Genomic DNA, 8415 nt, shown 5'->3' on the forward strand with positions numbered 1-8415 from the left:
CCTTCCGCAGCATAGCCTTCCTTTAGCTTAACCTTTGGCTTAATACTAACACGGAGAAACTGAATACGCCGCACACAAAAAAGGCTGCAAATGCAGCCTTTTTGTTATCTTTGGTAATTAACCCAAAAATTAATCCAGGTGTTAGCCAATGTGCTTACGTGCGTTACGGAACATACGCATCCATGGGCTATCTTCTTTCCACTCATCCGGGTGCCATGAGTTGGCCACGGCGCGGAATACACGCTCTGGGTGTGGCATCATTACTGTTGCACGACCATCGGTAGAAGTAATACCCGAGATTGCCTCTGGAGAACCATTCGGGTTCGCCGGATATTGCATGGTTGGGTTACCGTAGTTGTCCACGTATTTAACCGCAACTGTGCCTGAGTTAACCGCAGTTTGGATTGCCGCATCGTTAGCGAACTCGGCACGACCTTCACCGTGAGAAACAGCGATAGGCATACGTGAACCGGCCATACCATTGAAGAACACAGACGGGCTGTCTTGTACTTCAACTAGGGCAACACGGGCTTCGAAACGCTCACTTTGGTTGGTTACGAAACGTGGCCAGTGCTCTGTGCCTGGGATCAATTCGCGTAGTGTCGACATCATCTGACAGCCGTTACATACACCAAGGCTGAAGGTATCTTTACGCTCAAAGAAGGTTTGGAACTGCTCGCGAGCCATGTCATTGAATAGAATCGACTTAGCCCAACCTTCACCGGCACCTAGTACGTCACCGTATGAGAAGCCACCACAAGCTACCAGGCCTTTGAACTCTTCAAGAGTCAAACGACCTTCAAGGATGTCGCTCATATGTACGTCGATGGCCGCAAAGCCGGCACGGTTAAATGCCGCCGCCATTTCAACGTGAGAGTTAACACCCTGCTCACGCAAGATAGCCATTTTCGGCTTAGCACCGGTAGCAATGTAAGGCGCAGCAACATCTTCATTGATGTCGAAGCTTAGCTTCACATTCAGACCTGGGTCTTTCGCATCCGCTTTTGCGTCATGCTCTTGCTGTGCACAAGCTGGGTTGTCACGTAGAGACTGCATCTGATACGTAGTTTCAGCCCAAGCTAGACGAAGCTCGGTACGGCTGTTATCAACAAGTGCAGCACCACCGCGCTTGATGATTAGCTGGTCGGCATCGTTCAAGGTACCAATCTCGTGGCTCATTGCCGCAAGACCGTGATTAGCAAGTACCGCTTTAACCGCATCCAAGTCGCTATTGCGAACCTGAATAACCGCACCTAGCTCTTCGTTGAATAGCACTTCAAGGTCAGAACCGGCTAGCGCGTCTAGTTCAAGCGTCACACCTGTGTGACCAGCAAACGCCATTTCCGCGACGCTTACGAATAAACCACCGTCTGAACGGTCATGGTAAGCAAGTAGTTTCTCTTCGCTTACAAGCGCCTGCATGGCTTCGAAGAAACCTTTTAGTAGCTCTGGGCTATCAACGTCAGGGGTCTTGTCGCCAAGTTGCTTGTAAACCTGTGCCAGGCTAGATGCACCCATACGGTTTTGGCCAGCGCCCAGGTCGATAAGTAGCAAGGTTGACTCGCCTTTGTCGCTACGAAGCTGCGGCGTTACCGTTTTACGAATGTCTTCAACACGACCAAACGCAGTGATAACCAGTGATAGTGGCGCAGTTACCGCCTTGTCTTCACCGTTATCCTGCCAGGTGGTCTTCATTGACATTGAGTCTTTACCAACAGGGATAGTCAGGCCAAGTGCTGGACACAGCTCTTCACCCACGGCTTTTACCGCTTCGTAAAGACCCGCATCTTCACCCGGGTGACCCGCTGCAGCCATCCAGTTTGCAGATAGCTTGATGTTGTTTAGTGAACCTATATCTGCACAGGCGATGTTGGTCAGTGACTCGGCTACCGCCAGACGAGCGGAAGCACCAAAGTTAAGCAGTGCAGCAGGTGTACGTTCACCCATAGACATGGCTTCACCATGGTAGGTATCAAATGCAGCGGCTGTTACCGCACAGTTTGCTACCGGCACCTGCCAAGGGCCAACCATCTGGTCGCGCGCAACCAAACCTGTTACCGAGCGGTCACCAATGGTGATAAGGAAGGTTTTCTCTGCAATCGCAGGTAAACGAAGTAGACGTTGAACCGCGTCTTTTACTGTAATCTGAGCAGTCTCTAGCGCTTCACCTTGTGTTTGTTTTGACGTTACGTCACGGTGCATCTTAGGTGCTTTACCAAGTAGTACTTCAAGAGGAAGATCTACCGGGTTGTTGCCGAAGTGTGAGTCGGCTACGCGCAGGTGACGCTCTTCGGTCGCTGTACCAATAACCGCATATTGCGCACGCTCACGCTTACAGATTTGCTCGAAACGTTCGAAGTTTTCTTCTGCTACTGCAAGAACATAACGCTCTTGTGATTCGTTACACCAGATTTCGTGTGGCGCCATGCCCGGCTCATCGTTTGGTACATTACGAAGTTCGAAAATACCACCACGGCCACCGTCGTCTACCAACTCAGGGAAGGCATTTGATAGACCGCCCGCGCCCACATCGTGGATAAAGGCGATTGGGTTGTCATCACCTAGTTGCCAACACTTGTCGATCACTTCCTGACAACGACGCTCCATTTCAGGGTTTTCACGTTGTACAGAGGCAAAGTCCAGGTCTTCGTTAGACTGACCCGATGCCATAGATGAAGCAGCACCGCCACCCAGGCCGATGTTCATCGCTGGGCCACCCAGTACAATTAGCTTAGCGCCAACAGGGATTTCACCTTTTTGTACGTGCTCGGTACGGATATTACCCAGACCACCGGCGATCATGATTGGCTTGTGGTAACCACGCACTTCCTGACCATTGTGGCTGTTTACTAATTCTTCGTAGGTACGGAAGTAACCTAGCAGATTTGGACGACCAAATTCGTTGTTGAACGCCGCGCCACCCAGTGGGCCTTCGATCATAATATCAAGGGCTTCAACGATACGACCCGGCTTGCCGTACTTGGTTTCCCACGGCTGTTCAAAGCCAGGGATGCGTAGGTTAGATACGGTGAAACCAACCAGACCCGCTTTTGGTTTAGAACCACGGCCCGTTGCACCTTCATCACGGATTTCACCACCAGAACCGGTAGAGGCACCAGAGAAAGGAGAAATAGCCGTTGGGTGGTTGTGAGTTTCAACCTTCATCAGGATTTCGATGTTTTCCTGATGATAAGTGTATTCACCAACAAAATCAGGGAAGAAACGACCCGCTACCGAGCCCTTCATTACTGCGGCGTTATCTTTATAAGCAGATAATACGTTTACGCTGTTTTGCTCGTAGGTGTTTTTAATCATTTTAAACAGCGATTTAGGCTGCTCTACGCCGTCGATAGTCCAATCGGCGTTAAAGATCTTGTGACGACAGTGCTCAGAGTTAGCCTGGGCGAACATAAATAGTTCGATGTCGTTCGGGTTACGACCTAGCTTCTGGAAGTTCTCAACCAGGTAGTCGATTTCGTCGTCCGCTAAGGCAAAGCCCTGCTCAACGTTTGCTTTTGCTAGCGCTTCACGGCCACCGCCTAGAATGTCAACCGATGACATTGGGCGCGGCTGCTCATTGGTGAACAGCTTACTGGCTTCTTCAAGTGTGCTATGTGTCGCTTCGGTCATGCGGTCGTGTAGCAGAGCAGAAACTTCTTGCTGCTGCTCGGCGCTTAAGTCACCTTCAACATAGTAGGCGATACCACGCTCGATGCGGTGAACCTGAGTTAGACCGCAGTTATGGGCGATATCGGTGGCCTTAGAAGCCCAAGGTGAAATCGTGCCTGGACGCGGTGTTACCAGGATCAGCGTACCTTGCGGCTCGTGCTCTGGAATATGCGGCCCGTAGGTCAGTAGCTTCTCAAGTTTAGTGTGCTCGTCGGCACTTAACTCTGCTTTTAGGTCAGCAAAGTGCATAAACTCGGCATAGACATCGGTTACGGGAAGGTTAGCTTGCTTACACAGAGTAAGCACTTTTTGAACGCGAAAATCGGAAAGTGCTGGCGCACCGCGAAGGATCAACATAGGTATTATCATCCGGGGTTAAGGATTGAACGACAGTTGCCGCGCATTATACTTAATTTCCCTTAAAATGCGAGTTAAAGGGCGCGCGACAAGGACGATTGTCCGCATTTAATGATGTTACTCGTATTGCCGCAAAGTAGTGGTGACGCAAGGCCTTGGTTTTGTTATAAGAGTAGCTTACAAAGCGACAGGGGCTGGCTGTGAGATTATTTTTGTTATCAATTGCTTTAGTGGCACTTTTTGGCTGTAGTGAGCCACAACAACCAACGCAACTGGAACATATTTATCACACCAAAACCCTAAGAGTGGGTACCTTGGCCGGCGCCAGTAATTATTACCATGGCACTCAGGGCGAGCAAGGCTTTGAATATGAGTTGGCGCAGGAGTTTGCCGACTATATGGGCGTTGAGCTGGATATAGTGCCCTTTTTCAGCCTCAGTGATATGTTTGCGCGCCTAGATAACGGCTCCCTTGATTTAGTCGCCTCGGGGATCGGCTACTCACCGAGCCGGGCCGAGCACTATCGCTTTGGCCCAAGCTATCGCACCATCAGCCAGAAACTGGTGTATAAACAAGGGCGCCCTCGCCCTCGGGATTTCGAAGACCTGGAAGGCAAGCTCACCGTCTTAGCGCGCAGCAGCCACTCGCAAAGTTTGCTCAGAGCACAAAAGCAATTTCCGCAACTCACCTGGGATGAAACAGATGAGCTGGATGAAGCCGAATTGCTGCAGGCCATTATCGATGGCGAAATCGATTACACCCTGGCGGACTCTCATACCCTGGCGCTGTTTCGCCGTTATCACCCCAATCTCAGCATCGGCTTTTCGGTCACCCGTAATGACCCCATAGCCTGGCTGATGCGCAAAGACGATGATGATTCTCTTTATGCCCTGATGATAGAGTTCTTCGGCGAGGTAAAAGAAAATAGTCGTCTCTATGCGTTAGAAGAAAAATACTTTGGTCATGTACGCCAGTTCAACTATGTGAATACCCTGGCCTTTATTGAGGCCGTGGCCGATACCCTACCTAAATACGCGCCTTGGTTTAAGCAATATGCCCATGAGCTCGACTGGCGTCTGTTGGCGGCACTAAGCTACCAGGAGTCGATGTGGGATCCCCGTGCGAAATCCCCCACCGGGGTTCGCGGTATCATGATGCTGACCCTGCCCACCGCCAAGCAGGTAGGGGTTAAAAACCGTCTTAAGCCGGAACAAAATATTGATGGCGGCGCCAAGTATCTGCGCTATTTACTAGAACGGGTGCCGGATCGTATTCCACAACCGGATCGCACCTGGTTTGCCTTAGCTTCTTATAATGTCGGCTGGGGTCATGTGAACGACGCCCGAGCCTTAACCGAACGCGGCGGTGACGATCCGGACAAATGGGCCGACGTTAAAAAATACCTACCGCTGCTGGTGAAGAAACGCTATTATCGAACAACAAAGTATGGTTATGCGCGTGGAGATGTTGCCGTAACCTACGTAGATAATATAAGGCGCTACTACGACACCTTAGTGTGGTTAGATGAAAACCAAGCTCTGGATGTCGCTGATGCCAGCGCCACGGAAGAATCAGCAGGAATGCCATAAAACTGTCACTTAAACGTGATGTTATGGTAGCTCTCCCCTCTCACTTTCAGGAGTAGTACTATGTTGAAACGTCGCAGAACGCATAGCTTTAAACAACGCGTGCAACTTTCTAGTGCCAAACGTCGTCGCGTATTAAGAAAGAACACTCACAGTAAAATCCTCTGGCGTTGCCGTATGTTTGCCGCCCAGCAAATGGAAGAGCTAGAGCAACAGCGTATGGCGGAGTCTTAATTCTCCTCCGTGCGCTGCTGTCGCGCTTTCTTCAATTCTTTATGCTCTTGCCGACGACGTTTAAAAAACGCCGATAACTGCGCCGAACATTCCTCAGCCAGTACCCCCGAGGTCACCTCAAGCTGATGGTTTAAGCGCGGCTCCTGTACCAGATTCATAATCGACCCCGCCGAGCCGGTTTTAAGATCCGTGGCACCAAAGACCAAACGGTCGATACGACTATGCACCAAAAGCCCGGCACACATGGAGCAAGGCTCTAAGGTAACGTAGAGGGTACAATCAATCAGACGGTAGTTATTGAGCACTTCTCCGGCAGCGCGAATCGCCATCATTTCCGCATGGGCGGATGGGTCGTTCAAGGTGATAGATTGATTCCAGCCCTCGGCAATCAGCTGGTTATCCTTCACCACCACCGCGCCAACGGGAATTTCTCCTATTTGTTCAGCACGTTGTGCACAAGCCAATGCTTTTTGCATCCAGTACTTGTCATCAAATTCACTCATATTCGCTCAAATAGCTACAATAAAGCGGTGATTATATCGCTATTTCGGGCAATTTTATAAGCCATGGCATAGCCTGCGAGGGCTAATTTAGGCTATAATTCGCCGCTTTTTTTGTTCTATGAATACCGCAAACGGGTAAGTCATGAAGTTTCCTGGTCGTCGAAGACACAAACATTATTTTCCGGTGGAAGAGAAAGATCCACTTACCAATCAAATCAATGCCGAGTCGCGCCTTAAACGCAGCTACATTGTCGGTATTGATCAGATCGTGGTCGATATTGAAGCCAAGGTCGATTTAGCTTTTCTTGATGAGTTTGGTCTACGTCGAGGCATGTCTCAGGTGATCGACAGTGAAACCACCAATGCCTTGTACGATCGTCTTAAACTCAACGAGATGATCGACTACGAGTTTGCCGGTGGCACCATAGGCAATACCATGCACAATTATTCTGTGCTGGCCGATGATCGCTCGGTATTGCTTGGGGTTATGAGTGAAAACATCAAAATAGGCAGCTATGCCTATCGTTTTCTCTGCAATACCTCAAGCCGTGTTGACCTAGATTATCTGCAGCCCGTGGATGGCCCTATCGGCCGCTGCTTTACCCTGATCGATGAAAGTGGTGAGCGTACCTTTGCCATCAGTGCCGGACTAATGAACCATCTTCGTCCCGAGTCCATAGATAAAGAGCTTATCCAAGACTCTTCGGCCCTAGTGATCAGCGCCTACCTTATGCGTACTCAAGGAGCTGAAACCATGACCGACGCCACCATGCAGGCGGTAAAATACGCCAATGATGCCGGCGTCCCCGTGGTACTGACTCTGGGCACCCGCTTTTTGATCGAACAAGACCCCACATGGTGGGCTGAGTTTGTGCAAAAGCACGTTGATATCCTCGCCATGAATGAGGAAGAAGGGGAAGCCATCACAGGTTTTGAAGATCCCCTATTGGCCGCCGACAAGGCCTTGGATTGGGTTGACCTGGTGATCTGTACCGCAGGTGAAAAAGGCATGTTTATGGCCGGTTATGTCGATGAGTCATGCCAGCGTGAAACCGAGTATCCGTTATTGCCTGGCGCCATTGCCGACTTTAATCGCTACGAATTTTCCCGTGCCATGCGCAAGCAGGACTGCGACACTCCGATTAAAGCATACAGCCATACCGCTCCGTTTATGGGTGGACCGGACAGCATTAAAAACACCAATGGTGCCGGCGATTGTGCCTTGGCCGCCGTGCTACACGATATCAGCGCGAATGAATATCATAAGTTGAATGTGCCCAACTCGGCCAAGCATGAACATGCAGCGATCACCTACTCGTCTTTGGCGCAGATCAGCAAGTATGCAAACCGTGCCAGCTACGAAGTATTGGTACAGCACTCTCCACGCTTAACCCGTGGTCTACCAGAACGTGAAGATTGTTTAGAACAGGCTTACTGGGAACAGTAAGTAATTCTTCTGAACCATTATATTAAGCCGCTTTTATAGCGGCTTTTTTATTGCCCGCCAAACCAGCCATGTTATGGTTCCATCTTTGCTGCCTTGGATTGTAGGTTGGCCTTTAGGCCGACAATAGGCAACGCAGGTGCAGTGACCTAGCCGGCCTGATAAACCATTGCCGTTCACCCCGTTGTAGGTCGGGGTTTACCCCGACAAAGAGGGCGATAGTAGAGCAATACAGGAGCATATTGCCGATAACCCCAAAAAGGTGCAGATCCATGCCGCAATGTCGGCCTAAAAGGCCGACCTACAAACGCAAAAAACCCGCTGCATTGCTGCAACGGGTTTCTTTAATTAGGCGAAGTAAGACCGAAGCACAGCTTCGCAGCTTACTGAGGTGAGGTCATGGATGACCGATGTAACCAAGCGACAGGGACGTATTGTTGAAACCACTCTCAACCGCGCCACCTCTTATATAACAATAAGGCTCAGCTATTCGAGTGTTATAGCTTGGTTATAAACCGCTTTGTAGTCATAAGCCAGAAAGCAAAAAACCCGCTCATTGAGCGGGTTTTTCTGAATAGGAGCCTGGTGATGACCTACTTTCACATGGCAAATGCCACACTAT

The 8415-nt window shown here is 50.1% G+C and carries 5 protein-coding genes; 3 read left to right on the forward strand and 2 right to left on the reverse strand.

Features of this window, described 5'->3' with window-relative positions:
- Positions 1 to 141 precede the first annotated feature (141 nt).
- Complete coding sequence (gene purL, locus C2M24_RS07085; RefSeq protein ID WP_105213764.1) at positions 142 to 4026, reverse strand: phosphoribosylformylglycinamidine synthase; 3885 nt, start codon at positions 4024 to 4026, stop codon at positions 142 to 144.
- A 200-nt stretch (positions 4027 to 4226) separates the two neighbouring features.
- On the opposite strand from purL, the gene mltF reads away from it, so the two are divergent.
- Both mltF and C2M24_RS16085 read left to right on the forward strand, forming a co-directional pair.
- Entirely contained in the window at positions 4227 to 5615 is a 1389-nt protein-coding gene (mltF, locus tag C2M24_RS07090) for a membrane-bound lytic murein transglycosylase MltF (RefSeq protein ID WP_233997972.1), read from the forward strand.
- A gap of 60 nt (positions 5616 to 5675) precedes the next feature.
- Entirely contained in the window at positions 5676 to 5846 is a 171-nt protein-coding gene (locus C2M24_RS16085) for a hypothetical protein (protein ID WP_199774376.1), read from the forward strand.
- Here C2M24_RS16085 and tadA read toward each other — a convergent pair.
- Entirely contained in the window at positions 5843 to 6349 is a 507-nt protein-coding gene (gene tadA / locus C2M24_RS07095) for a tRNA adenosine(34) deaminase TadA (protein WP_105200837.1), read from the reverse strand. The genes C2M24_RS16085 and tadA overlap by 4 nt on opposite strands.
- Positions 6350 to 6491: 142 nt before the next feature.
- Here tadA and C2M24_RS07100 point away from each other — a divergent pair, with 142 nt between their 5' ends.
- Positions 6492 to 7796, forward strand: coding sequence for an inosine/guanosine kinase (locus tag C2M24_RS07100; protein ID WP_105200838.1), 1305 nt, complete (start codon positions 6492 to 6494; stop codon positions 7794 to 7796).
- Positions 7797 to 8415 lie beyond the last annotated feature (619 nt).

The sequence above is a fragment of the Pseudoalteromonas sp. T1lg22 genome, from assembly GCF_002964645.1.
GTDB lineage: Bacteria > Pseudomonadota > Gammaproteobacteria > Enterobacterales > Alteromonadaceae > Pseudoalteromonas.

What these genes read in the sequence shown, in the direction of transcription:
- purL (WP_105213764.1), bottom strand. Translation starts at nt 4,026, where the DNA reads ATGTTGATCCTTCGCGGTGCGCCAGCACTTTCCGATTTTCGCGTTCAA.
- C2M24_RS16085 (WP_199774376.1), top strand. Translation starts at nt 5,676, where the DNA reads ATGTTGAAACGTCGCAGAACGCATAGCTTTAAACAACGCGTGCAACTT.
- tadA (WP_105200837.1), bottom strand. Translation starts at nt 6,349, where the DNA reads ATGAGTGAATTTGATGACAAGTACTGGATGCAAAAAGCATTGGCTTGT.
- C2M24_RS07100 (WP_105200838.1), top strand. Translation starts at nt 6,492, where the DNA reads ATGAAGTTTCCTGGTCGTCGAAGACACAAACATTATTTTCCGGTGGAA.